This is a genomic window from Pedobacter sp. HDW13, from assembly GCF_011303555.1.
Taxonomy (GTDB): Bacteria; Bacteroidota; Bacteroidia; order Sphingobacteriales; family Sphingobacteriaceae; genus Pedobacter.
In genome coordinates this window covers 2,401,357-2,426,397 of the sequence record NZ_CP049868.1, presented here as the reverse complement: position 1 = coordinate 2,426,397, position 25,041 = coordinate 2,401,357, and the positions used below count along the sequence as shown (strand labels likewise).

The 25,041-nt window shown below is 40.4% G+C and carries 20 protein-coding genes; 13 read left to right on the top strand and 7 right to left on the bottom strand.

The window, feature by feature from the left end:
• The first annotated feature begins 4 nt into the window (after window positions 1–4).
• Window positions 5–907, top strand: coding sequence for a hypothetical protein (locus tag G7074_RS10250; protein ID WP_124558824.1), 903 nt, complete (start codon window positions 5–7; stop codon window positions 905–907).
• A 31-nt stretch (window positions 908–938) separates the two neighbouring features.
• On the opposite strand, the gene G7074_RS10245 is transcribed toward G7074_RS10250, so the two are convergent.
• The 4 genes from G7074_RS10245 to G7074_RS10230 all read right to left on the bottom strand — a co-directional run bounded on the left by G7074_RS10245 (window position 939) and on the right by G7074_RS10230 (window position 6,779).
• Entirely contained in the window at window positions 939–4,670 is a 3,732-nt protein-coding gene (locus tag G7074_RS10245) for a HAMP domain-containing sensor histidine kinase (protein ID WP_166208260.1), read from the bottom strand.
• An 88-nt stretch (window positions 4,671–4,758) separates the two neighbouring features.
• Window positions 4,759–5,640 carry an ACP S-malonyltransferase gene (gene fabD, locus G7074_RS10240; RefSeq protein WP_124558826.1) on the bottom strand — a complete coding sequence of 294 codons (882 nt, stop codon included), beginning with the start codon at window positions 5,638–5,640 and terminating at the stop codon, window positions 4,759–4,761.
• An 80-nt stretch (window positions 5,641–5,720) separates the two neighbouring features.
• Complete coding sequence (gene folE, locus G7074_RS10235; RefSeq protein ID WP_124558827.1) at window positions 5,721–6,356, bottom strand: GTP cyclohydrolase I FolE; 636 nt, start codon at window positions 6,354–6,356, stop codon at window positions 5,721–5,723.
• A 12-nt stretch (window positions 6,357–6,368) separates the two neighbouring features.
• A complete protein-coding gene (locus tag G7074_RS10230; RefSeq protein WP_039477758.1) occupies window positions 6,369–6,779 on the bottom strand; it encodes a 6-carboxytetrahydropterin synthase in 411 nt (136 codons plus the stop codon).
• A gap of 101 nt (window positions 6,780–6,880) precedes the next feature.
• On the opposite strand from G7074_RS10230, the gene mqnB reads away from it, so the two are divergent.
• Both mqnB and G7074_RS10220 read left to right on the top strand, forming a co-directional pair.
• The gene (gene mqnB / locus G7074_RS10225) at window positions 6,881–7,504 is read left to right on the top strand and encodes a futalosine hydrolase (RefSeq protein ID WP_124558828.1); all 624 of its coding nucleotides are present in this window, start codon (window positions 6,881–6,883) and stop codon (window positions 7,502–7,504) included.
• A gap of 40 nt (window positions 7,505–7,544) precedes the next feature.
• Window positions 7,545–8,393 (top strand): menaquinone biosynthesis family protein, encoded by an 849-nt coding sequence (locus tag G7074_RS10220; RefSeq protein WP_166208257.1) that lies wholly within the window; start codon window positions 7,545–7,547, stop codon window positions 8,391–8,393.
• Window positions 8,394–8,439: 46 nt separating this feature from the next.
• Here the strand turns inward: G7074_RS10220 and G7074_RS10215 are convergent, their stop codons facing one another.
• From G7074_RS10215 to G7074_RS10205, 3 genes are all read right to left on the bottom strand, one after another.
• Window positions 8,440–9,135 carry a response regulator transcription factor gene (locus G7074_RS10215; RefSeq protein WP_199748288.1) on the bottom strand — a complete coding sequence of 232 codons (696 nt, stop codon included), beginning with the start codon at window positions 9,133–9,135 and terminating at the stop codon, window positions 8,440–8,442.
• Window positions 9,136–9,312: 177 nt separating this feature from the next.
• The gene (locus G7074_RS10210; RefSeq protein WP_124558830.1) at window positions 9,313–11,133 is read right to left on the bottom strand and encodes a sensor histidine kinase KdpD; all 1,821 of its coding nucleotides are present in this window, start codon (window positions 11,131–11,133) and stop codon (window positions 9,313–9,315) included.
• Between the two features lie 249 nt (window positions 11,134–11,382).
• Window positions 11,383–11,751, bottom strand: a complete 369-nt coding sequence (locus G7074_RS10205; RefSeq protein ID WP_124558831.1) for a DUF3127 domain-containing protein — start codon at window positions 11,749–11,751, stop codon at window positions 11,383–11,385.
• 71 nt (window positions 11,752–11,822) lie between these two features.
• Here G7074_RS10205 and G7074_RS10200 point away from each other — a divergent pair, with 71 nt between their 5' ends.
• From G7074_RS10200 to G7074_RS10155, 10 genes are all read left to right on the top strand, one after another.
• Window positions 11,823–13,001 (top strand): class I SAM-dependent RNA methyltransferase, encoded by a 1,179-nt coding sequence (locus G7074_RS10200; RefSeq protein ID WP_124559015.1) that lies wholly within the window; start codon window positions 11,823–11,825, stop codon window positions 12,999–13,001.
• A gap of 67 nt (window positions 13,002–13,068) precedes the next feature.
• Window positions 13,069–13,563, top strand: a complete 495-nt coding sequence (locus tag G7074_RS10195) for a hypothetical protein (RefSeq protein ID WP_124558832.1) — start codon at window positions 13,069–13,071, stop codon at window positions 13,561–13,563.
• Window positions 13,564–13,866: 303 nt separating this feature from the next.
• Window positions 13,867–14,148: a helix-turn-helix domain-containing protein gene (locus G7074_RS10190; protein WP_124558833.1), complete on the top strand. Its 282-nt coding sequence runs from the start codon at window positions 13,867–13,869 to the stop codon at window positions 14,146–14,148.
• 72 nt (window positions 14,149–14,220) lie between these two features.
• Window positions 14,221–14,868 carry an HD domain-containing protein gene (locus G7074_RS10185; RefSeq protein ID WP_124558834.1) on the top strand — a complete coding sequence of 216 codons (648 nt, stop codon included), beginning with the start codon at window positions 14,221–14,223 and terminating at the stop codon, window positions 14,866–14,868.
• A 74-nt stretch (window positions 14,869–14,942) separates the two neighbouring features.
• Window positions 14,943–15,470 (top strand): hypothetical protein, encoded by a 528-nt coding sequence (locus G7074_RS10180; protein WP_166208254.1) that lies wholly within the window; start codon window positions 14,943–14,945, stop codon window positions 15,468–15,470.
• Window positions 15,471–15,561: 91 nt separating this feature from the next.
• Entirely contained in the window at window positions 15,562–16,818 is a 1,257-nt protein-coding gene (locus G7074_RS10175) for a putative DNA modification/repair radical SAM protein (protein WP_166208251.1), read from the top strand.
• Window positions 16,819–16,979: 161 nt separating this feature from the next.
• The gene (locus G7074_RS10170) at window positions 16,980–17,744 is read left to right on the top strand and encodes a TIGR03915 family putative DNA repair protein (RefSeq protein WP_166208248.1); all 765 of its coding nucleotides are present in this window, start codon (window positions 16,980–16,982) and stop codon (window positions 17,742–17,744) included.
• Window positions 17,745–17,952: 208 nt separating this feature from the next.
• Window positions 17,953–18,243 (top strand): co-chaperone GroES, encoded by a 291-nt coding sequence (gene groES, locus G7074_RS10165; protein WP_010599229.1) that lies wholly within the window; start codon window positions 17,953–17,955, stop codon window positions 18,241–18,243.
• A gap of 102 nt (window positions 18,244–18,345) precedes the next feature.
• Complete coding sequence (gene groL, locus G7074_RS10160) at window positions 18,346–19,980, top strand: chaperonin GroEL (RefSeq protein WP_124558838.1); 1,635 nt, start codon at window positions 18,346–18,348, stop codon at window positions 19,978–19,980.
• Between the two features lie 293 nt (window positions 19,981–20,273).
• Window positions 20,274–25,031, top strand: coding sequence for a PKD-like domain-containing protein (locus G7074_RS10155; RefSeq protein ID WP_166208245.1), 4,758 nt, complete (start codon window positions 20,274–20,276; stop codon window positions 25,029–25,031).
• The last annotated feature ends 10 nt before the right edge of the window (window positions 25,032–25,041 follow it).

The window sequence follows — 25,041 nt, the reverse complement described above, 5'->3', positions numbered from 1 at the left end:
AAAAATGGAATCACAAAAAGTTAATAAAGGTGATAGGAACAAAATTTACTTTCTGGTAATTGTTATAGCGGCTTTAATTGGGACAAATGCTTATTTGTTTCTTAAAGACCGAAAGCAAAGCGAAAGGTTTGTTACCGTAAGTACGGAGAAGGATAAACTGCGGCTCGAGGTCGAAAAAATTGAAGTTGAGCTAGACAAGGTTAATGCGCTTAATTTAGATTTAAACGAAAAGCTGGTTGAGGAACAGAAAGAGGCACGAAAAAAGATCGATGCGCTTAAGCTTGCCTTAGAAAAAAACCAGATTACACAGGTTGAACTGGATAAAGCAAATGCCCAGATTAATGAGCTGAAAACTTTTGTTAAGAATTATAGCGACCAGATTATCCAGCTACAGAAAGATAATATCTTTTTAAAAAACAGTCGCGATAGCTTGGAGAATACTTTACGGAGCATGAGCAGCAAGGCCTCGAACCTTGAAAGTGAGAACAGTAACCTCAATGCAAAAGTTAAAACTGCAGCGGTGCTAAAACTTCAATCGGCCGAAATTGTAGCTTTCAGAACTAAATCAAGCGGAAAAAAAGTAGAAGTAACCAAATCGTCTACAGCCGAAAAACTAAGCGTGCGTTTTACCATTATTCCAAATCAACTGGCAGAAAAAGGCCATCATAACATTTACCTAAGGGTTTTTGATCCGGCAGGAAACCTGCTCGCTGATGAAGGTAACCACTTTGAAGCCGACGGACAGGATATGCAGTACAGCCACTCTATCTTTATCAACTACAATAACGACGACAGTACTTATGTTATCGATTGGGCAAACCCAAAGCCCTTTATTAAAGGTATTTATACCGTAATCTTATATGCCGATGGTAACACCATGGGTAAAGCCCAGATAGAACTGAGGTAAAATCACATAAACGCTTCTTCTCGACACTCAATTAAGCCAATGGAAAATTCAAATAAAACGTTGTCCCAAGGCCACTTATTGATGTAAATTTAACTGAACCACCGGCATTTTCTACAGCCTGTTTTACAAACGCCAGCCCTAATCCTGTACCTGAAGATTTTGTAGTAAAGTTGGGTACAAATATCTTATCGTGCAGGGATGGAGGTATGCCTTTACCATTATCTTTAATTTCGATATAGGCGTTTTTCGTATCCATATAAACAATAATGGTTATGCAGCACAAAGTCTCCTCGTCAATGGCTTCAATGGCATTTTTAAGCAAGTTGTTAAAAGTGCGCAACAACTGATCGTGATCAGCCATGATTTCGATGTCTTTCTCACTTTTGTTTAACACATCAATGGTTACGTTATCTGTACTTTTAAATACTTCTCTCGCCTGCTCAATAATAGGTAGCAATAAAAGGCGCTCTAAGTTGGTATCGGGCATTTTAGCAAAATTAGAGAACTCAGAAGCAATTTTAGATAGACTATCAATCTGTTCGATAAACGATTTGCTGAATTTATTAAACTTCAGCTCAAAGTTCGGGTCTTTTTCTTTCCAGGATTTCTCCAGTAACTGAACCCCTAATTTAAGTGGAGTTAACGGATTTTTAATTTCGTGCGCCACTTGTTTAGCCATTTCGCGCCAGGCACTTTCACGCTCAGAGCGGGCCAGTCTAAGGGCACTATCTTCTAAGGCGGCAATCATGTTGTTGTACTCTTTAATTAACGAACCAATTTCATCATGCCTCCGCCATACAATCGGTTCGTTACGCTGTCCTATTTTTGTTCGGCTTATACTCTCCTGAATAAAAGTTAACGGGCTGGTTATCTGGTTGGCCAAAAAGATTGCCAGCACCCCAATGGCAACAAAAACCAGAGCATAAATATTAATCAGGTTACTCACAAAAAGGGCTATTTTATCCGTATATTCTTCTTCATTCGAATAATTGGGAAGGCTTAAATAAGCTATTGTTTTATTTTGCGCGTTCCTTATGGGAGCGTAGGCCGCAGCATAGGTTAAATTTCCTATTTTCTCATCCAGGTTAATAAATTCAGATCGGTGCAGGCCATTTAAAGAAATATAGGCCAGTGGACCCATTTTCCGACCAATAATTTTATAGTTGTAAAGCTTCGGATAAGTGGTCATGGTCAGGTTACCATTTAAATCATACAGGTTCAGATCAGCATTGTTAATATCGGCGAAGTTGTTGAAATCGGCCACTGCACTTTCATCGTTAGAGATCATCCCATTATTAAAAACCTGCTTTTCAAAGTTCTGCTGAACCTTTCTGATTTTATCTTTCAATATCGCATCTTGCTGGCCACGGTATTCTTTATTCATGTAGTAATAGGTTACCCAGCCAACAATAACCAAAGTAGCCACTACCGATAATACAATTACCACCTGGATGCGTGTTTTATATAAAATCTTATTGGCGTTGATCATCAACGACCGGTTAATACTAAACCAGCCTACTTTATCATCGTCGAGGTTTTTAATCAACCATATTAACCCATAAAGAAGTAACGAGAAGATAATGAAAACCAGAAAAAAGAAAGACAAGGCCGCCAACCGTTCTACATAATCTACTTTTGCTTTACTGATTACCACCATTTTACTTGCAGAAGGCTTATAAATTAAGTGGCTATAATGCAAGCTATCATCGCTGAGGATAACAAAATCATCTTTTTTGCCTTTAAATATGCTACCATCTAAAGGAAAAGTAAAATTTCCCGATTGGTTAAGCAGTTTATTATTGCTGTAAAAGGCAATGGAATAGCCTCTAAAATCCTCGTCCTTTGCCTCTTTTTGGTCACCCAAAAGATCAGGGAGCCTGTTATTGTAATTGTAGGGTTTAGAACGGAGTTCGATAATCAGTGTACCCAGTAAATTGCCATTATCTACAACCGAAATAATCCCAAAGTAGTCCTGATAGCCAAAAGTATTGTTTACCTGATAGAAAAAATTAGAACCATCAATTTTCACTGAGCCTGCCTCAACCAGGTTTTTATACTTGTCAATGGGTGGGCTATCGGCATTGCCCATTGCAGTTCCCAACCTGTCGTAAGGATAAATCTGCGAGTCGTACCGGCTTAAATAGCCATCCAGGTAATCCTTAAGGTGGTTTTTAAGTACCGCATAATTGGCCATTTTATTTTGGTTAAAATACCGGGCCAGGAAATCGTCTTTAGCAATTTCATTCCCTAAGGACCCCAAGGCAAGAATGGCATTTAAATCTTCCGACGATTGTATTTTACGCGCCAAAGGTTCGCGCAGGTTTCTTTCCTTAATGTCTTTAAACCGGGTGTATTTAATTGAAGTATTAAAGGCCAGGCAAAAAAACACAATGGCAAACATGCCAATGGAAAAATTGCTTTCCTTTAAATAAACTGCCCTGGCTACAATAAATAAAATGAGGGCAAAAACAATAAAAAAGGCATTAAAATCAACAAACAACTTGTAAACAAATACTCCTGCAAAGCCGATTACAAAAATAATAATCCGCTCTTTGTTGGTAACATTTAACTGACTGCTTATCGTTGCCGAAATTACAGTAATAAGGTAAATCTGGAACCAGGCCAGACATAAAATTACGATTCCAACCCAACTGGTTCCGCTAAGCTTTAAGATGTTTACAATATCAAAGTTAATGCGCGAGTTAAAAATCAGTCCGAAGAAAATATCGTCGGTATCCCATACTATCTTACCAATAAGTACCAGTAGCACGGCCTGAATAAACAACCCTACGACTTTATTCCGTTTAATCCACCCGGGAAACTGGTATTGTTCTTTGTGATTGTACATAAACAAAAGCAACCAGGTAATGGCAATTACATTGAGCAGAAAATCGCCAAGCGAAGGCATTAAGAAACTATCGGCATATATTTTAGGGTCAAACAGATCTAAAGTAAAACGATGGTTAAACCAGCCGAAATACAAATCTGTTAAACGAAAAGCCATAAAGAAAAACAGCAATAAAAAGGTACCCCATGCGATATGCCCGCGCCGTGCAATAAACGAGCATAGCGAATTAAAAAACATGCAAATGCACAACATACCAGCCACAAAAAGCCAAAGCTGCGTACCCGAGTAATAGGTATCGGCATAGCCCGGCTTAACCTTCAACCCAAATAAAAACTTATTATCAAGGCTTTTTATCGTGTAAACATCCTTATCGGTAAAAGAAGCAAAGGTTAAAATCTTAGTGCTAGATAGCAGCGGGTCTATATCGTTTTTAAAATACTGTGTTTCTTTAAAAGGATATTGAGACTGAATGGAGATGAGAAAGATAAAACTAAAATTACCCTGTACACTTTTAATTACTTCATACCATCCGTTTGAAAAAAAAAGCACTGAGCTTCCTTCTTTTATGTCGGCTGGATCTATTTCAGAAACTTTATAGGTACTCCAGAATTTAAGCCGGTTATTTTGATACGTAAATAAGTTAATGCCATTCTGCCTTCGATATAATTCGATAAAATTAGTGGCATCCTGAGGGTTTAAATGAAATTGCTTTGCCTTGGCTACCTCCTGCTTGTTGGCTAAAAAATTTTCAACCGCTCTTTCTTTGGCTAAAAGGTTTTGCTGTATCTCATTGGCATCATGATCAAGCAATTCGCTTTTGGTAGTGAAAAAGCTTAAAGAAATGGAAGTTGCAATGAGACAACAGCCCAAAACAAGCAATAGAAATCTTATTTTTACACCAAAGCTTATTCTCATCTACGGATAAAGATATTAAATATTGGTAAAAAACAACGCCATAAACTTTGGTTTATGGCGCTGGTATTATATTTTAAGGAAATAAAAGTTATGCGATCGAAGCACTGCTGGTTTGCACTTCACGGCTTACTTTTTTAACCAAACCCTGTAACACATTGCCTGGACCAACCTCCACAAATTCGGTTGCTCCATCGGCAAGCATATTACCTACCGTTTGTGTCCAACGTACGGCGCCGGTTAATTGTTTAATTAAATTTGCTTTAATTTCTTCCGGATCAGTATAAGGCTTAGCATCAACATTTTGATATACCGGGCACACAGGTGCAGCAATATTAGTAGCTTCAATAGCAGCCTGTAGTTCAATTTTTGCCGGCTCCATTAATGGCGAGTGGAAAGCACCACCTACATTTAATTTTAAAGCTCTTTTTGCTCCGGCCTCAGTTAATTTGGCACAAGCCAAATCAATACCTTCAATACTGCCCGAAATTACCAATTGCCCAGGGCAATTGTAATTTGCCGGTACAACAACGGCATCAATATCAGCACAAATTTGCTCTACAACCTCGTCAGCTAAGCCCAAAATAGCGGCCATAGTTGATGGTTGCGCTTCGCAAGCTTTTTGCATAGCATTTGCACGTGCAATAACCAGTTTTAAGCCATCTTCGAAACTTAGTGCATTTGCAGCCACTAAAGCAGAAAACTCGCCTAAAGAGTGACCAGCAACCATATCAGGTTTAAAATCGGCACCTAAAACTTTGGCTAAAATAACTGAATGCAAAAAAATTGCAGGCTGCGTTACCTTGGTTTGTTTAAGTTCCTCGTCGGTTCCGCCAAACATAATATCGCTAATGCGGAAACCAATAATTTCGTTAGCTTTCTCAAATAATGTTGCAGCTTCAGGGTTCTCGTAAAGGTCTTTACCCATACCTACAAACTGTGCTCCCTGTCCGGGAAAAATATATGCTTTCATATTGTTAGTTTAGCGTATCACGTTTGGCGCTTAGCGTTTCTACGCTAAATGCTTCTTGATACTTTCTACTTGTTACTAAATTAATCTAAACTTGCTGTAATTAACCTTAAAAACTCAGCTCTTGTTTTATCGTTACTTAAAAAGGTACCCGTAAAGGCTGAGGTTGTGGTTACCGAATTTTGTTTCTGTACACCGCGCATAGCCATACACAAGTGCCTGCACTCCATCACTACCGCAACCCCCATTGGACTTAAAGTATTTTGGATACAATCTCTGATTTCGTTTGTTAAACGTTCCTGTACCTGTAAGCGGCGCGCGAAAGCATCAACCACACGCGGAATCTTGCTTAGACCAACAATATGTCCGTTAGGGATATAGGCAATATGCGCTTTTCCAAAAAACGGCAGCATATGGTGTTCGCACATCGAATATACTTCAATATCTTTAACTACAACCATTTGGCTATAATCTTCTTCGAACATCGCCGATTTTAAAATTTCATCTGGTTTTAAATCGTAGCCGTGTGTTAAATATTGTAAGGCTTTTGCCACACGCTCAGGGGTTTTCAATAAACCTTCGCGCTCAGGGTCTTCGCCCAAATGCCCCAGAATATCTTTATAGTGTGTTGCTACAGCATCTATTTTATCATCATTATAACGGTCTATTTTTACATAACCATCTATCGATTCGCCTTTTAATACGTCTTTATCGCTCATTAATGTAGGTTTTTAGCCAAAGTATTCAACATAATTGTTTTCAGTTTCGTAGATTTTTACGCAATGTAAAATTGCACCGCTTTCGGCAATCGGTGCCCACAACTGTTTCCAGATTTCGATAGCCAGATTTTCGGTTGAGGCCAGTTTGCCCTTCATAAAATCGACATCAAGGTTTAAGTTTTTATGGTCAACCTTATCTACAACATAATTATTCATTACATCTTTTAACCACTTCAGATCGACAAGGAAACCCGTTTCCGGATTAACTTCGCCTTTAACGGTAACGTATAACCAATAGTTATGGCCGTGCCAGTTTGGGTTAGCACACTTGCCATAAACCTCACTATTTTTATCATCATCCCAATCGGTTCGGGCTAGCTTATGTGCTGCGTTAAATGATGCTTTTCTCGTTATGTAAATCATTACTATAAAATAAACCGCAAATATACTGATAAAGCATTAAGCCTAAACACCAAAGCTTAAAGAAACCAAAGTTTATCGAAACAAACCATTAAATTTACACTATGAAAACTTTAGTTGTTGCAGCCACAAAGGCCGAACTTTCTTTCTTTTACCAGCATTTTAATTTGCCGGAGGGCGATTTTGTTGAAAGCAAAAATTTTGATCTGCTGATTACCGGAGTTGGAATGGTGGCAACAGCTTTTGCATTGGGCAAGTACTTATCGCACAAATATGAACTGGTTGTAAATTTTGGCATTGCAGGTTGTTTTGACCGGAATATTGCGCTCGGAACAGTATTAAACATTAGCGAAGATACCTTTGCCGAACTGGGTGCAGAAAGCGGTGACGACTTTTTAACCATTACCGACCTGGGCTTTGGCGAAAGCCATTACACTTCCAGAACCCAACGCAAAGTAGGTTTACCGCTCGTTAAAGGCATTACCATGAACCGTGTAACGGGCAGTGAAAAAAGCATTAAACATTTGGTTAAACGGTTAAACCCCACAACCGAAAGCATGGAAGGTGCAGCTGTTTTTTATGCCTGTAAACAATTAAATATAGATTGCCTGCAAATCAGGAGCATCTCCAATTATGTGGAGCCCCGAAATAAAGATAACTGGAAAATAGGTCTTTCCATAAAAAACCTGAACGATTGGGCCATTGCTTTTATTGGAGAAATGAACTGAGTATGACCAATTAGTTTACCACAGTAATTAATTTTGATTTATGAAACTTACCCTTGGCTTTTCGCCCTGCCCTAACGATACCTTTATTTTCGACGCTTTAATTCACCATAAAATTGATACCGAAGGTTTAGAATTTGAGGTTTATTACGATGATGTGGAAACCCTGAACCAGAAAGCACTAAGGGGCGAATTAAATATCACCAAATTAAGTTTTCATGCTTTTGCCTATGTGGCCAATCAATATGCCTTGCTCGATGCAGGCAGTGCCTTAGGCTTCGGTGTTGGTCCGTTGTTGATTAGTAAAAACCATTTTAAAGGCGAAAATGATCCGGCATTACTAACCCCTGATGCTGGGCTTAAAGTAGGCATACCTGGCAAATATACTACCGCAAATTTCTTGCTGGGCATTGCCTACCCTGAGTTACAAAACAAACAGGAACTGGTATTTTCTGAAATCGAATCGGCTTTATTGGAAGAAAAAATTGATTTAGGCTTGATTATCCACGAAAACAGGTTTACCTACCAGGATAAGGGCTTGAACAAAATTATTGATCTTGGCGATTACTGGGAAAAACTCACCGGCTGTGCAATTCCCTTAGGTGGCATTGTAGTTAACCGCAACCTCGATCGCGATGTGCAGTTAAAAGTAAACCGCTTAATCAGACAGTCGGTAGAATATGCCTTTACCCATCCAAAATCGAGTATCGATTTTATTCGCGAGCATGCACAGGCCATGGAAGAAAGCGTAATGTACAAACACATTGAGCTTTATGTAAACAAGTACAGCATTAACCTGGGCGAAGAAGGCCGTAAAGCGGTTGATACTTTGTTTAAACTGGCTCAGGAAAGAGGGATTATTCCGACGATTGAGAAAAATTTATACTTATAGGTTTGGGTGCTGAAATGTTGTAACGTTACAACATTACAGCTGTTTCCTAATTCACCAATAACTTATACCCTTTTCCGTGTACATTGATAATTTCAACCGCCGGATCGGCGCGCAGGTATTTGCGCAATTTGCTTAAAAATACATCCATACTGCGACCATTAAAGTAGTTATCATCGTGCCAGATACTCAATAAAGCCTCTTCACGGGTTAACACGGTATTCTTTTTCAGGCACAACAAACGCAACAACTCTGCCTCTTTGGTAGACAGTTTTTGCTGAAGATCGTTACTGGTAATAATCTGTGTAGTATAATCGAAATGATACTGACCAATGGAAAACTGTGTTTCTGCTGATTCATCGGCACTATCTGTTTTATTGGCCACACGTTTAAACATGGCGTTTATGCGCAACAAAAGCTCTTCAATACGGAAAGGTTTGGTAATGTAATCATCACCGCCCAAATCGTATGCCGCAGCCTTATCTTCTAACATAGTTTTAGCAGTTGCAAAAATAATTGGCACGTGTGCATTAGCCTTTCTAATATCTTTACCTAAGGTAAAGCCATCCTTTTTGGGCATCATTACATCCAAAATGCATAAATCGAAGTTCTGCTTGCTAAAAGCCCGCAGCCCTTCTTCCCCGTCAGTACACAGCACCACATCAAATTTACCCTTTAGTTGTAAATAGTCCTGTAATAATAAACCTAAGTTTGGATCGTCTTCTACCAGAAGTATTTTCTTCATTTTCTTAATTTTATTCGCATATGTAGCATTACCTACACTGAAAGTTTGATTCGAAATCTGCATAACGGTTTAATTTATACGTAACTTTAAATTAATACGCTACTATATTAAGTAAATTAAACCTGTTCTTTTTTAATGTATCGATAAAGCAAGCTTTTGTCCCGATGGTTAACAGCTTTATAAAGGTAACGATATTTCGAACGTAGTTCCTTTATCTTTTTCGCTACTTACTTTAACGGTTCCGTTTAATTTTTTAATGATATCCTGAACGTAATTTAACCCCAGACCAAAACCTTTAACATCGTGCAGGTTCCCAGTGGGCACCCTGTAAAACTGATCGAAAATTCGCTTGGCCTGCTCTTTGGTCATGCCTATACCTTTATCGGCAATTTCGATAATTAAATGCTTGCTGGTATTTCGTGTGGTAATGGTTATATCTGGCGTATCGGCACTGTATTTATTGGCATTATCAATCAGGTTGTAAATTACATTTGATAAATGCAGTTCATCGCCAAAAACAATGGCATTTTCGGCATTGGTATTTACTGTAATTACTGCATTTCTTTTTTGCAGCTGCAACTCCATACTATCCAGAACAATCATAATCAGATCGTTCATATCTACCTCGGTATTTTCCATTTTAAGTTCGCCTTTTTCTAACCTGGCTATGCTTAAAACCCGCTCTATATGGCTACCAAGGCGAACGTTTTCATCGTAGATTATTCCTGCCAGGCGTTTTAACCGCGTTTTATCTTCGGTTACCTCAGGGTCTTTTAAAGCCTCGCTCGCAATCATGATGGTGGCTACGGGGGTTTTAAACTCGTGGGTCATGTTGTTGATGAAATCAGTTTTCATCTCTGATATTTTCTTTTGCTTTAAAATAGCATAAAGTGTATAAGAAAAGATAAAAACCAGCACCAGCAACAAGCCAACCGACGATGCTAAGGTTGCGCTCAAATTAGAAACAATTGCCGAGGTTTTATCTGGGAAACTCACAAAAAGCATTCCCGGATCGCGAAAAATATCGTTTCCAAAAAGTGGTATTTTGTACGTGTTTTCTGGTAAAAACTCTCCCTTTACATTCGAAGCGGTCATAAAGATGGTTGAATCTTTTTTGGCCAAAGAAACCCGGTAAGATGGATCAAGCGTAATGTTATTGGCTAAAAGCTCTGCCCGCAGTATGCTACCCAGCGAATCGAAATTAATACGCTTATAAATGGGAACATTGGTTTCCTGCAATTCTTTCGACACATCTTCAACCATGCTTAAGCGATTGTAAGAAAAAGTATCCTTTCCTAAGGCAGCAATTTTCAGTTCGAGTTTTTTCTTTGCGATTTCATCATCACGCTTAAATTTCTTGTCTAAATCAGTCGGGATTTTTGGCACATTTGCAAAACCCGGGCTACCATCTCTCGGATCGAAAACCAGATACCGTAAAGTATCGGGCAAGTTTTGCAAGCTTTTAAATTCAAATGCCTTTGGTGGAGTAGAAAAAGGCTTGCTGCGCATGCTATAGCCTTTTAATATCAAACTTTTGATATCAATAAATGCATCCATCTGCAAATCGAGCTTATCGCCGTTCTTCGATGTTAGTGAGGTATATTCTCTTTCCGAAATTACATTGGGCGCACGGTACGATACCCTGATAATACTATCCTGTTGGTTCAGGTAAGCTTCAATCTGGTTTTCCCTTTCAACCTGCCGCAATTCTGCTTCCTGCACATATTGCTGCCGCAGGTCTTTAATATCCAGCGTACGCTGTCTCGAATCCTGAATTTGCTTAAGCTTATTTTCGGCATCTTTCCGGTTTAAGTGATCGGCAACATTTCTACGCTGAATTTTATTCACAACAGTAGAAAGTGTTTGGTTTACCTGTTCGTCAAAAAGCTGGGATTTTAGTTTATAGGACTCCCGGATGTAATACAATTGCATTACAAACACACCGAGCAGCGCCACTGTCATTAAAACTGTAATTAACCAAAAACTTCTTTTCTTCATGAATAAGTTTCGTAACCGGGACTAAAAAAACCAGAAACAGGTTGTTAAAAACCCATTAGTTTATCAAAAATACTGATTAACAGCGCTAAGTACTTGTTTTTAACATATTTTAACAGCGGGGTAAAGGAATACATTCGAAGTTTTCTAATCCCTTAGCTTTAAAAACTTCGGAAGTATTACCAAAAAAAAATGCCGCGGCAAAAGCCCCGGCATTGGTTCAAAATTGTTTGCTTAAAAAAGATTCTTTATTTAGAAAGGCAAATCATCATCCTCGCCTGATGTATTGCTTACATCAACCGGAGCTGCATAAGCTGGTGTGCTTGCTGCAGGAGCACCTGCTGCAACAGCATTGATGCGCCAAATCACAAGGCTGTTAAAATATGATGTTTTACCTGTTTTATCTGTCCATGGACGGCCGCGTAAATTAAAGAAAACCTCAACCTCATCGCCAGTTTTAAATGTATCTAATAATGCAGTTTTATCTTGTAAAGCCTCAAAACGGATATATTCTGGATATGTTGGATTTTCTGCGTATTCTACTATTAAATCACGTTTTTTAAACGTTTCACTTACTTGTTGTGTGGCACCTATTTCGTGTACTTTTCCTTTAATTTCCATACCTAATACTAATAATGTACTTATAAACATCAAATCTCTATAATTTTATTGATAACTTCGCATATATTATGATGCAAGTTTTCCACAATAAAAGCAAGGTAATTATTACCTGCAACAAGCGCCTTTCGCCCTATTTACAAGAAGAAGTTAAGGCTTTAGGCTACACTATCGAAAGAGCTTTCCCAACTGGTGTTGAGCTCAATATTACCGTTACGGAGTGTATAAAGCTGAATTTGAACTTGCGTTGCGCCAGTCAGATCTTATACTCGATCAAAAATTTTAAGGCTGTTACGCCCGATGATTTATACAACGAAATTAAAGCCATTGAGTGGGAAGAATTAATCGATTTTTCGGGTTATTTCTCCGTTACTTCAAATGTTGATAACCCCAATATTACCACACCGCTTTTTGCCAACCTGAAAGTAAAGGATGCTATTGTAGACCGCCTGAAAGAGAAAAAAGGTATTCGCCCCAATTCCGGATCGGACGTAAACAAAGCAGTGGTACATTTATACTGGAAAGATGCCGAAGCCAATGTTTTTATAGATACTTCGGGCGAGACCCTGGCCAAACACGGCTACCGCAAAATACCAGGCAAAGCACCTATGCTCGAAGCGCTTGCTTCGGGTGTAATTTATGCCACCAACTGGGATAAAAAATCGCCGTTTATTAACCCTATGTGCGGTTCGGGTACCTTAGCTATCGAAGCGGCACTGATTGCTACTAACCGTGCCCCCGGACTTTACCGCATGAATTATGCCTTTATGCACATTCTGGGTTATAACGAAGAAGTATTTTTTGCAGAGCGCAGGTTATTAAAAGATCAGGTGATTAAAAATATTGATCTTAAAATCGTAGCTTCCGATCTTTCTGAGGATGCTGTTGAAGTAACACGCAGAAATGCAAAAACAGCTGGCGTAGATACTTTAATCGAGTTCGAGGTTTGCGATTTCGAGCTTACGCCTGTACCCGAAGATGGCAAAGGTGCAGTGGTTTTTAACCCCGAATATGGCGAGCGTTTAGGCGTGCACAGTAAATTAGAACTTACTTATAAGCGCATGGGCGATTTTATGAAAACAAAATGCAAGGGCTATTCTGGATATATTTTCACAGGAAATCCCGATCTTGCTAAAAAAATAGGCTTAAAAGCTGCTAAAAAAGTTGAATTTTATAACGGTAAATTAGACTGTAGGTTGTTGGAATACGAATTGTACGATGGCTCGAAAAGGGCTCCAAAAACAGAAGAGTAGTCTTTTTCCTTGAAAATTAATATATTACACGCTCTTACGTTCCATAACGTAACCAATTTTTAAGAATATGGAATTCGATGACATGGATCATATGCCCGAATGGGAGCATTTTAGCCGCTTTGGCCGGGATGATGAGGATGAAGAAAATCTATCGTCTGATGATGCCGAAAAAGTGAGATTAAAAGTATCCAGGGCTAAGAACTTATATAACCAAGCCAGGGCAGTATACAAATATGCAGCCCTGTTTTGCGAAACACTTGAAGGCGAAATGGCCGAAATGACCGCCAATTTAATTATGCAGAATGCGCTTATGCTCTGCCCTAAAATTGTGGGTGCAGAGGGTGCGGACATGTACATTTTACGGATGGAAAATGCTTCCATTATCAGAACCAACTGCCGCGAGCTCGAAACCCAGGTAAGAGCTGCAGATATGTTCGGGATCTGTACGCCCGAGTATAAAGACATTGTTTTGGCTGAAATCGAAAAATTTCGCTTATTGTTCATCGAGTGGGTAAAATATTTCGAAAAAGACGAATTTGAAGACGATTGGGGTTTGTATTAAAACCTAAAACCGATTGCCCCAATCTAAGTTTACGCTATACTACCAGCCTCTCATAAATTTCAGAACACCTATCAGTATCTAACGCTTATAACGCCTCAAACACTTCAGCAAAAAACACAACCCGCTAATTATCAATAACAAATACAGCAACTCAAACTTTTTCAAGATCTAATTGTTGCTAGTAATAAGTTGGCTCTCCACTTCACGTAATTCCTAATAGTGCTAAAAAATCACTTTTTAAAAACTATTGGCTTATAACTTTCGTAAATGAGAAGAGAAACGTTAAAATTTTAACACCTTTTTATGGAAAATACATTGGCATTAAAGACAAAGAATGTGGCCGGGAATATTAGAAAAATTAGAGAGTACAGGGACTATACTCAAGATTACCTGGCTGCAAAATTAAAAATATCTCAAAACGCTTACAGTAAAATTGAGCTTGGATACAGCAAACTCACTATAGATCGCCTATTTCAAATTGCTGCAATTTTAGAAGTAGAGGTATCGCACCTGTTAACGCTTAATCACAATGACCTGATCAAAATTATTGCTGACGATGAGCGCAGGGCTGCAGCAGCGAGCTAACTTAGTGGCCGTGTTGATATCATTTATTTCCCGCGCCAAATAATTCCAATACCTTTGGAAAAATTTAGCACAATGCAGGAACCTATTCAGAAAACCATCGATTTTGTAAAAAGAACTTTAGCAAATGCTGAAGCAGGGCATGACTGGTTCCACATTGAAAGGGTTTTTGAAACCGCAAAAACCATTAACCAACAAGAAAATGGCAACGAGCTTGTTGTGGCTTTTGCAGCTTTGCTTCATGATATTGCCGACCCAAAGTTTAACCATGGCGATGAAGAATTAGGCCCCAATATGGCAGCATCATTTCTGGAATCAATTGCTATTGATGCAGAAACGATTAAGCACGTTAAACTGATTATCCAGAACATGTCGTTCAAAAACAGCTTTGATGCTGCCGGTTTCACCTCAAAGGAAATGCAGATTGTACAAGACGCCGACCGCTTGGATGCTATTGGCGCCATTGGTATTGCCAGGGCTTTTACTTATGGCGGTTTTAAAAACAGGGTGCTTTACGATCCGGCTATTGCGCCAGAAGAGCACCTAACCAAAGAAAGTTATAAAAATACAACTGCACCAACCATCAATCACTTTTACGAAAAACTATTGCTGTTAAAAGACCTTATGAACACCGAAACTGGTAAGACTATGGCAACTGAAAGGCATAATTTTATGTTGCTTTATTTAGATCATTTTTACAAAGAGTGGTCGGGCAAGCAATAATCTAAAGGAAAAATACCTAAAACTAAGTATTTCAAAGGCATGCATACCGGCTTAACTTTACAAAAATTAAAGCCATGCACGTCTACAAACTAAAATATCACAAAAACAATGTGATGCTGATTGCTATGATTGGCTTTCCACTGCTGTTCATATCGTTAGTGATGTACTGCATTTTTGGTTTGTTTACTTCGCTTTCGGAAGGAATGGTGTTAATGCTGGTTTTCCTTTCTATAGTTTCGATGGCGCTGATGCTCTTCTGGGTAACTAAAACACTTGTTTTTGTGCGCAGCGAAGTATTAATCGGTGATGATGGCATTGGCTTTAAATTAAAAAGTACTTCTTTACTATACCGCCGGACCGATTTTTTTTCGGGCTGGGAAAATGTTAGCCGGGTAACCGAATTGTTCGATAACAATAACGGTGGTTATTATTACCAGATCGAATTTAAGCACCCAAACTTTGTGGCAAACTTTAATCCCGTAAACGATCTTGAAGCCGAAGCCGATCGCTTTTTTTCAGAACTGGAACATTACCAGGAAAATTACCACATCGGCAGTCAATTACCGCTAAACGGTAAATTACAACCTTCAAACAGCTTTTAATTAATATTCCCGAACAGAATAGGATTACGACCATTAAAATACTAATATTTTTAGTTTTTAACTATCTTTGTTAGTATTAAAACATCTACCTATGTCTGACAGGATTCGTGAAAAGCTGAATATTCTTGCTGACGCCGCTAAATATGATGTTTCTTGTTCATCAAGCGGCGGCACAAGAAAAAATGACAATAAAGGTCTTGGCAACAGCCATGTATCGGGCATTTGCCATACCTATACTGAAGATGGCAGGTGCGTATCCCTGCTAAAAATCCTGCTTACCAATCACTGCATATACGATTGTTTGTTCTGTGTTTCGCGGAAAAGCAACGACATCAAGCGCGCTGCCTTTACCGTTGATGAGGTGGTAGACCTGACCATGAACTTTTACCGGCGTAATTATATTGAAGGCCTGTTTTTAAGCTCAGGGATTTTTAAAAACGCCGATTTTACGATGGAACGCTTACTGCTTGTTGTTAAGAAACTGCGTTTAGAACAAAACTACAATGGTTATATCCACCTAAAAACCATTCCAGGTGCCAGCGATGAGCTAATTAAAGAGGCGGGCTTATATGCCGACAGAATGAGCATCAATTTAGAAATGCCTACCGAAGCCGGTCTTAAACTGCTCGCCCCCGAAAAAAACCATGCCGATGTAATTAAGCCCCTCGAATTTGTACAAAAGCAGATTACCCAGTTTTCGGCCGATAAAAAACTGATTAAGCATATTCCGAAATTCGTACCTGCCGGGCAAAGTACCCAAATGGTTATCGGCGCAACACCAGAAAGTGATAAGGACATTATGTATACCGCAAATGCCTTTTACAAAAACTTCTCGCTAAAAAGAGTGTACTATTCGGGTTATGTGCCCATTAGCAACGACAGCCGAATGCCGGTTTTAGGCACACAACCGCCATTATTAAGAGAAAACCGCCTGTACCAAACCGATTGGCTGATGCGTTTCTACGGCTTTAAGGTTCAGGAAATTTTAAACGATGCCAACCCAAACCTCGATGTAGATATCGACCCCAAATTGAGCTGGGCCATCCGCAACATGCAACATTTTCCGGTCGATATTAATCAGGCCGATTACAAAATGATTTTGCGCGTTCCGGGGATTGGGGTAATGTCGGCCCAAAAAATTGTTCAGGCCCGCAAATTTGGAAAACTGAGGATTGACCAACTTAAGAAAATAGGCATTGCCTACAATAAAGCACGGCATTTTATAGTTTGTGCCGATAGCCCCTATCAGTTAAGAGATTATCAGGGCACCCAGATTAAAGCCTTTATCCTGGCCGAAAGTAAAAGCAAATATTTAAAAACAGATAACAACCAGATGCTTTTGTTTTAATCTGCTGTCATGCTGAACGCAGTGAAGAATCTGCAATGCTCGGGACGGTTATTGACTCCTATTACCACAGGACTTAACGTTTATAAATACCAGGTAATCTGACTTATAGAAAAGAGATTCTTCACTGCGTTCAGCATGACAATTTAACGAAAAAAGTACCTATGATCTACATCTTCGACGGTTCCCTACCTGGACTCTTAACAGCTGTTTTCGAATGGTTTGAACGCAAACCCGGCAAGGTTGTGCTCAAATCATTCGAAATGTTTCAGCCCGAAGCCTTTGCCGAAAGTTTTACGGTGATCACCGATGCTTCAAAAGCCGACCGTGTTTGGCTGGGGCTTCAAAAGAAACTGACGAAAGCAGGCTTGCGCAAATTTTACTGCACTTATTTATCCGAAATCCTGGAGGCCTATAACCACCTCTTTCATTTTTCGGTTTATATTTTTAAGCAGGCCGCCGGTGCGGAGGGCAATTATGGCAACGAACACGTAATGGCGCTTGCTAAATATGCCAAAAGTGTAGAGCGCGAGAAACACCGGATGGAGGCCTTTATCCGGTTTCAAAAAACAGGTGATGGTTTATTTTATGCCGGTATTGATCCCGACTTTAATGTGCTGCCTTTAATTTCCAATCATTTTAAAAACCGTTATGCCGATCAGCAATGGATAATTTATGATTTAAAGCGCAAATATGGTTTACACTACAATTTAGATACGGTAACAGAAATCACAATTGGTTTTGCCGAAGGGATTAACAAGCAAAAGCCCGCCCCTGCACTGATGGACGAAAATGAAGCGCTTTATGCGGCCCTTTGGAAAGATTATTTTAAAAGCGCTAACATTGTAGCCAGAAAAAACACAAAATTACACGTGCAACATGTACCTAAAAGATATTGGAAATACTTAACAGAGAAAACTTATGAATAAATTCGCCAAACTCCGGAAGAATGGGGCAAACCTTAATTTCCGGGCTTAAGGAATCAAAACTTACTGCCATGCTGACACGCCCACAAGCAATTAGCATGAAAAGTTTGACAGTTTGGTGAAAATTTGTCCCTGAAAACCTATTGGCATAAAAAGTGTTAATTGTATGCCTAGTTAAAAAACAAAATCAAAATAAAAAATAATAAAAGTTATGGCGTTAAACCTTAAACCAATTGCTGGCAGTTCGAACAGAGTAATAGTTGAACCGGCTGCAGCAGAAGAAAAAACTGCATCAGGTTTGTATATTCCTGATACTGCTAAAGAAAAACCATCTAAAGGAACTGTAGTTTCTGTTTCTGAAGAAGATGCTGAAGGTAAAAAAGCTAGCGTAAAAGTTGGCGATGTTGTAATTTATGGTAAATACGGCGGTACTGAGTTCCCTTACGAAGGTAAAGATTACCTGATTATGCGCGAAACTGACATCTACGCTGTTGTAGGATAAGGAATTGAAATGTTGTAACGTTTAAATGTTGCAATGTGATATAAATCGAGGGACTGAAACATTTCAACCTTCAAGCATTAAAACTTTAAAATAAATCTTAAAATGTCTAAACAAGTAAAATATAACGTAGAAGCACGCGACGCCCTGAAAAGAGGTGTTGATATTCTTGCAAATGCAGTAAAAGTAACCTTAGGTCCAAAAGGACGTAACGTAATTATCGATAAAAAATTCGGTTCACCGGCAATCACCAAAGATGGTGTTACTGTTGCTAAAGAAATCGAATTGAAAGATGCAGTTGAGAACATGGGTGCTCAAATGGTTAAAGAAGTAGCTTCTAAAACAGCTGATATTGCTGGTGATGGTACTACTACTGCTACCGTTTTAGCGCAGGCTATTATTACTACTGGTATTAAAAACGTTGCTGCTGGTGCAAATCCAATGGATTTAAAACGCGGTATCGACAAAGCTGTTGCTGCTGTTGTAGAAAACTTAAAAACTCAATCGCAAACCGTTGGCGAAGACAACAACAAAATTAAACAGGTTGCTTCTATTTCGGCTAATAACGACGAGGTAATCGGTTCGTTAATTGCTGAGGCAATGAGCAAAGTAGGTAAAGATGGTGTAATTACTGTTGAAGAAGCAAAAGGTACTGAAACTGAAGTAAAAACAGTAGAAGGTATGCAGTTTGATAGAGGTTATCTATCTCCTTACTTCGTTACCAATGCAGATAAAATGGAAGCTGAACTAGACAGCCCTTACATTTTAATCTACGATAAAAAAATCAGCAACATGAAAGAATTGTTGCCGGTTTTAGAAAAAACTGTTCAAACTGGTAAACCATTAGTAATCATTTCTGAAGATTTAGATGGTGAAGCTTTAGCTACTTTGGTAGTAAACAAAATCCGTGGTTCACTGAAAGTTGTGGCTGTTAAAGCTCCAGGTTTCGGCGACAGAAGAAAAGCAATGTTAGAAGACATCGCTATTTTAACTGGTGGTACTGTTATTTCGGAAGAAAGAGGTTACAAATTAGAAAATGCTGATTTAACTTACTTAGGTTCTGCCGAGAAAGTTGTTGTTGATAAAGACAATACAACTGTAATTAACGGTGCAGGTAACACTGAAGATATTAAAGCCCGTGTTAACCAGATTAAAGCGCAAATCGAAACTACTACTTCTGATTACGATAAAGAAAAATTACAAGAGCGTTTGGCTAAATTAGCTGGCGGTGTTGCAGTTCTTTACGTTGGTGCAGCAAGTGAGGTTGAAATGAAAGAGAAAAAAGACCGTGTTGATGATGCTTTACATGCAACCCGTGCGGCTGTAGAAGAAGGTATTGTTGCTGGTGGTGGTGTTGCTTTCATCCGCGCTGTAGCTTCTATCGCTGATTTAAAAGGTGCTAACGAAGACGAAAACACTGGTATCCAGATCATCCGCCGTGCTATTGAAGAGCCATTACGTCAGATTTGCGAAAACGCAGGTATCGAAGGTTCTATCGTGGTACAAAAAGTTAAAGAAGGTACTGCTGATTACGGTTACAATGCCCGTACTGGTGTTTACGAAAACTTAATTGGTGCCGGTGTTATCGATCCAACTAAAGTAAGCCGTGTAGCATTAGAAAACGCAGCATCTATTGCAGCAATGTTATTAACTACTGAAGTTGTTTTAGCAGACGAGCCTGAAGAAGGTGGTGCTCCAATGCCTCCAATGGGCGGCGGCGGTATGGGCGGTATGATGTAATACCAATCCATAACGAAACAATTTCGTGTAAAAATATGCCCTCAAGGAGATAAAGCCTTGGGGTTTTTTATGCCCTTTTGCCCCGTAAAACCAGATTTAACAAGCGATATAACCTGCTCATTTAGTTAATGTTGGTGTAAAATTTTGCAGATGTAATGCAAAAATTACGTTCTTTGCACCGAATATTTATTGACGCGTCTTACGTCTGAACCCAGCCTTGGAAACAGATTAAGCAAGTTACACAGCTATAACTTCCAGAACGCAATAAAATCATTCCCTAGTGTTAGAGATTTATGAAGATTCGTTGTAAAAGGAAATGGCATTTTTTTGTCCTCTTTTTTGGGGCATTGTTTTATACGTCAGTATGTTTTTCGCAGGTTAATATCGGTGTAGTAGATGCCGGCCCTTTTACTCCGGGCAGCACCATCGGTGTTCCATTTAACATTACCTCTGGTTGTGCCACACAGGGAAACCAGTTTCAGCTTTATCTTTCTGATCAGAACGGAAGTTTTGCCGCCGAAACCCTGATTGGTACCTATAACGGTTTTTACAGTACTTACATTAACGGAAAACTTCCAGCTGTTCTTACGCCAGGTACAGGCTACCAAGTTAGAATTAAATCTACAACTCCAGCATTCACAAGTACTGCCTCAACAACATTTGAAGTTAAAGCCGGTGCTCCCGTGGAAGCGAAATTAACCTCTACCTTGCTAAATGCAGCCAATGATGAAACTTTTGGTACCTGTACCAGTAGAGCGAGCAATCCCTTTTTCTTAAAGAATGAATCGACCACTAATAGTACTTTCACAGCCACTGTAACTGATGAGGTAAATGGAGGAAGCCCAACCCTTATTTCTTTCCCAACTGCCATACAGAGTTTCACTGCACAACAAGCGCATTATACAATTTATACTAAAGCGGTAATGCCAGATGGTACGGTGGCCACTAAAGCTTACTTATTGATTAATAATAAGACCGTAACAGCTTTTGCCAACACTGGTAACGATATAAAATGCTTACCATTAGATGCATTTACATTTAACGTAGACATTACTTCGAGTTCGGGTATTCAATACAATTTTCCGGGCGATATTTATACCATTATTTGGGGCGACCAAACCACCTCAACCTATACCCTTTGCGAAATTATTGCTAATAGTGGCAAAGTATCACATATCTATACCAAATCTTCCTGCGGAAGTGTATCTACTTCTAGCGCCGGAACCATTTATAACGCCTTCGACGTATCAATTAAAGTGTCAAACGATTTTTGTTCTTCTTTAGGTACGCCGGTTTCTTCTTCGGCAAAGGTGGTTGTAAAACCTGAGAATTCGTTCGTATATAATACACCTGCATGTACCAATAGTGATGTTGTTTTTGTTAACACTTCCACGCTAGGCGAAAATCCAACTACTAATAGCCCGGCTTGTACACCTAACGATATCCGCTATAACTGGTCTGTTAATGGTGTAATTCAAGAGATTGATAAACCTAAGTCATTTAACTTTGTCTATAAGTTCCCAAGCCATGGCAGTTACACCATCACCTTGACATCTATAAATAAGACTAGTAATTGTGATGCTGCCCCTGTTTCCCATGAAATCTGTATCCAGGATCCACCTAAACCAGATTTCACCCTACCAGCAACAACCATTTGTGCTCCCGGCACATTAAAACCTACTGATAATTCGGTGTTAGATAACATTTGCAATGCGGCCAATACCTATTCGTGGTCGGTAACACCTGCAGTAACTTACGCCAACGGCACTAACGCAACAAGTAAAGAACCTGAATTTAATTTTACCAATCCGGGTATCTATACCATCATACTAAGCATTTCGACCCCATCATGCGGCGTGGTTACCACCCCAGCGCAAACTGTAGTGGTAAATGCAACGCCGGTCGCCATTCTTTCGCCTGATATTACCGTTTGTAACTTATCTACTTACGATTTTAACAATACCACCACCGGCCCTACCAAAACCACGCTTTCAGGTACTGCAAAAGATCTGGCCGATACCTATACCTGGACGGTTAGTGCAGCCAGCGGAGGCACCTACAGCTTTGCAGGCGGTACAACTGCCAATTCTAAATATCCATCCATTAAATTCGATAGCTACGATACTTACACGGTTACGGTTACACATAAAAATAACTGTGGAACGGTAACCGATACCCAGATCCTCACATTCAGCACGGCTCCTGTGGTTAATGCAGGCCCCGATCAAAGCATTTGCTTTAACGATCCGGGCTTTACGCTGGCAGGTGCGGTAACAGGTACGACTTCAAGCCAAAGCTGGGTAGGTGGAACAGGTACATTTAGCACAAACAGAAACGATTTAAACGCCGTTTACACCCCATCCGCAGCCGAAAAAGCAGCAGGAACAGTGACTTTAAAATTGCGGGCTACAACCACTTTGCCTGCTCCCTGTAACCAGATTGATGATGATATTATTTTAACTATCAAACAAAACATCAGCCTTACCAGTGCAGCAACCAAAACCATCTGTACCGGAAAAAGCGTGGCTTATACGCCAACCTCGGCTGTAACCGGTGTTACCTACACCTGGACAGCCACCGGAACCCCAAATGCAACAGGCTATAGCGCCAGTGGAACCGGCGATATTAACGATATCATAACCAATACAGATGCCAGCAACGATGCGGTAGTAACTTACGTGATTGTACCGCACAAAGATGGCTGCGATGGTACAGCTTTCAACCTTACCGTAACCATAACGCCAAACCCAATAGCCACAGCCACTCCTCTAAGCACCAGCATTTGTAATGCAACTGCAGCCGGCATAACCCTTTCCGCAAACCTGGCAGGGGTAAATTATACTTATACCAGTACTATAACCGGTGCCATAACCGGCAATACCAACAGGCCTGTTGCCGCAGCAGGGAACCAGATTAACGATATTTTAACCAATTCGGGCACTAGCCCCGGAACAGTAATGTATACGGTTATACCTGTATCTGCCAATGGCTGTCCCGGTACTACTGCTACAGTAACCATAACCATATTACCCAGCGTAACACCGGCTAACGCAGGTCTGGATGAGGCCATCTGTAACCAAACTACTTACACCCTAAAAGGAAACAACCCGGTTGTGGGAACGGGTAAATGGACAATCACATCTGCCCCTACCACTATAACCTTTGCCGATGACACCCAAAACAACACCCAGATTTCGGGCCTGTCGGCAGGCAATTCCTATGTATTGCGGTGGACCATCAGCGACGCTGGCTGTTCAAGTTCTTTTGATGAAGTACAAATAACCGTTAACCCGCTGAGTGTAGGCGGCACTACTGCAGGCGATGCAAGTGTTTGCTCAGGTACCAATGGAGGAAACATTACGCTAAGCGGACAGGTAGGCAACATTATCCGCTGGGAACGCTCGGTTGATAACGGAACAAACTGGTCGACAGTTACCGCTACAACCAACCCTTATGTATTTACCAACCTTACCGTTACAACCCAATACCGCGCGGTAGTACAAAGCGGAAGCTGTGCCGAAGCCCTTTCTACCATAACCACCATTACCGTAAACCCAGGTACAGTGGCGGCCAATGCGGGCTCCGATCAAAGCTTATGCAGTGGTAACAGTATTACCTTAAATGGAAATAATCCGGCACCCAACACGGGTATCTGGACACTAACCTCCGGACAAACCGGTGTGGTATTTACCGACGCATCCTTATTTAATACCGCTGTTACCGGTGTTGTACCTGGCCAAACTTATACTTTCAGGTGGACCATTACCGGTTTTGGCGGCTGCCCTCCTTCTACCGATGATGTAACCATTACCTATTATCCGCCAGTTAGCAATACCATTAATGCATCGGCCGCACCTGTTTGCGCAGGCCAGAACACTACCGTAACCGGCGATACACCTACCGGAGGTACAGGCACCTATACATATCAGTGGCAAAGCAGCCCCGATGGCAGTACCTGGACCAATATCCCTTCGGCCATTAATAAAGATTTAACCACAACGGCTACCACTTCTACCTATTTCAGGCGACTAGTAAACAGTACCATCTGTACTTCGTTTAGCAACACGATACAGGTTAATGTGTTACCGGGCTTAACCAATAATACCATCAGCGCCGACCAGAACATTTGTGTGGGCTCGCCGGCAGCGCCGCTTACTGGTTCTGCGCCTGCAGGTGGCAGTGGTACCTATACTTACCAATGGCAATCGAGTATAAACGGAACTGCCTGGAGCGATATACTGGGTGCTACAGGCATTAGCTTTAACCCACCAACGCCAGCTGCAACCATCTATTACCGACGTGCAGTGGCCAGCGGAGCCTGCTCGGGTAATTTGAGTAACGAGACTAAAATAACGGTAAACCCACATGCAAAAGCCGAAATAACTTACACAACCAACACTGGCTGTGCTCCTTTTAGGCTCGATGCAACCAATGTAGCGGCTACATTATATCCCGACCGCAATGCAACCTACACCTGGTTTGCCAACAACGTACAAATTGGAACCGGCACTGCATTTCCTGGTTATACCATTTCCAATGGCAATGAAAGTGTAACCATAAAGCTCGTGGTAACCAGCAGCCTGAGCTGTAACCCTGACGAAAAAAGCGAAGTATTTACCACCTTACCCATCGTTACATCGTCCTTTACACAAAGCGTAACCGAAGGTTGTGATCCGCTCAGTGGTGTTACCTTTACCAATACCACTACTCCGCTTAACGGCGCAACATACTCATGGAATTTCGGCAACGGGCAATCTTCTACCCTTGCCCAGCCAGCAGCAATAACTTTCCTGGCCGATCCAACAGGGAAAGACAAAACCTATAACATTACACTAACAACAACCTCACCATGTGGTCCGCCGGTGATAACAACCGCTACGGTTATTGTACATGCCAAACCTGTTGCCCTGTTTTCTCCTGATAAAACAACAGGTTGTGCTGATTTACTAGTAAACTTTACCAATACCGGGCCAGAAAGCACCGGAACCACCTACACCTACAATTTTGGTGATGGTAGTGCCCCGAAACTTACACCGACAGACAAACTGTAAGTCACACTTT

Bases quoted from the DNA above. Each gene is read 5' to 3' on its own strand.
- G7074_RS10250 (WP_124558824.1), top strand. From the start codon at position 5: ATGGAATCACAAAAAGTTAATAAAGGTGATAGGAACAAAATTTACTTT.
- G7074_RS10245 (WP_166208260.1), bottom strand. From the start codon at position 4,670: ATGAGAATAAGCTTTGGTGTAAAAATAAGATTTCTATTGCTTGTTTTG.
- fabD (WP_124558826.1), bottom strand. From the start codon at position 5,640: ATGAAAGCATATATTTTTCCCGGACAGGGAGCACAGTTTGTAGGTATG.
- folE (WP_124558827.1), bottom strand. From the start codon at position 6,356: ATGAGCGATAAAGACGTATTAAAAGGCGAATCGATAGATGGTTATGTA.
- G7074_RS10230 (WP_039477758.1), bottom strand. From the start codon at position 6,779: ATGATTTACATAACGAGAAAAGCATCATTTAACGCAGCACATAAGCTA.
- mqnB (WP_124558828.1), top strand. From the start codon at position 6,881: ATGAAAACTTTAGTTGTTGCAGCCACAAAGGCCGAACTTTCTTTCTTT.
- G7074_RS10220 (WP_166208257.1), top strand. From the start codon at position 7,545: ATGAAACTTACCCTTGGCTTTTCGCCCTGCCCTAACGATACCTTTATT.
- G7074_RS10215 (WP_199748288.1), bottom strand. From the start codon at position 9,135: ATGAAGAAAATACTTCTGGTAGAAGACGATCCAAACTTAGGTTTATTA.
- G7074_RS10210 (WP_124558830.1), bottom strand. From the start codon at position 11,133: ATGAAGAAAAGAAGTTTTTGGTTAATTACAGTTTTAATGACAGTGGCG.
- G7074_RS10205 (WP_124558831.1), bottom strand. From the start codon at position 11,751: ATGGAAATTAAAGGAAAAGTACACGAAATAGGTGCCACACAACAAGTA.
- G7074_RS10200 (WP_124559015.1), top strand. From the start codon at position 11,823: ATGCAAGTTTTCCACAATAAAAGCAAGGTAATTATTACCTGCAACAAG.
- G7074_RS10195 (WP_124558832.1), top strand. From the start codon at position 13,069: ATGGAATTCGATGACATGGATCATATGCCCGAATGGGAGCATTTTAGC.
- G7074_RS10190 (WP_124558833.1), top strand. From the start codon at position 13,867: ATGGAAAATACATTGGCATTAAAGACAAAGAATGTGGCCGGGAATATT.
- G7074_RS10185 (WP_124558834.1), top strand. From the start codon at position 14,221: ATGCAGGAACCTATTCAGAAAACCATCGATTTTGTAAAAAGAACTTTA.
- G7074_RS10180 (WP_166208254.1), top strand. From the start codon at position 14,943: ATGCACGTCTACAAACTAAAATATCACAAAAACAATGTGATGCTGATT.
- G7074_RS10175 (WP_166208251.1), top strand. From the start codon at position 15,562: ATGTCTGACAGGATTCGTGAAAAGCTGAATATTCTTGCTGACGCCGCT.
- G7074_RS10170 (WP_166208248.1), top strand. From the start codon at position 16,980: ATGATCTACATCTTCGACGGTTCCCTACCTGGACTCTTAACAGCTGTT.
- groES (WP_010599229.1), top strand. From the start codon at position 17,953: ATGGCGTTAAACCTTAAACCAATTGCTGGCAGTTCGAACAGAGTAATA.
- groL (WP_124558838.1), top strand. From the start codon at position 18,346: ATGTCTAAACAAGTAAAATATAACGTAGAAGCACGCGACGCCCTGAAA.
- G7074_RS10155 (WP_166208245.1), top strand. From the start codon at position 20,274: ATGAAGATTCGTTGTAAAAGGAAATGGCATTTTTTTGTCCTCTTTTTT.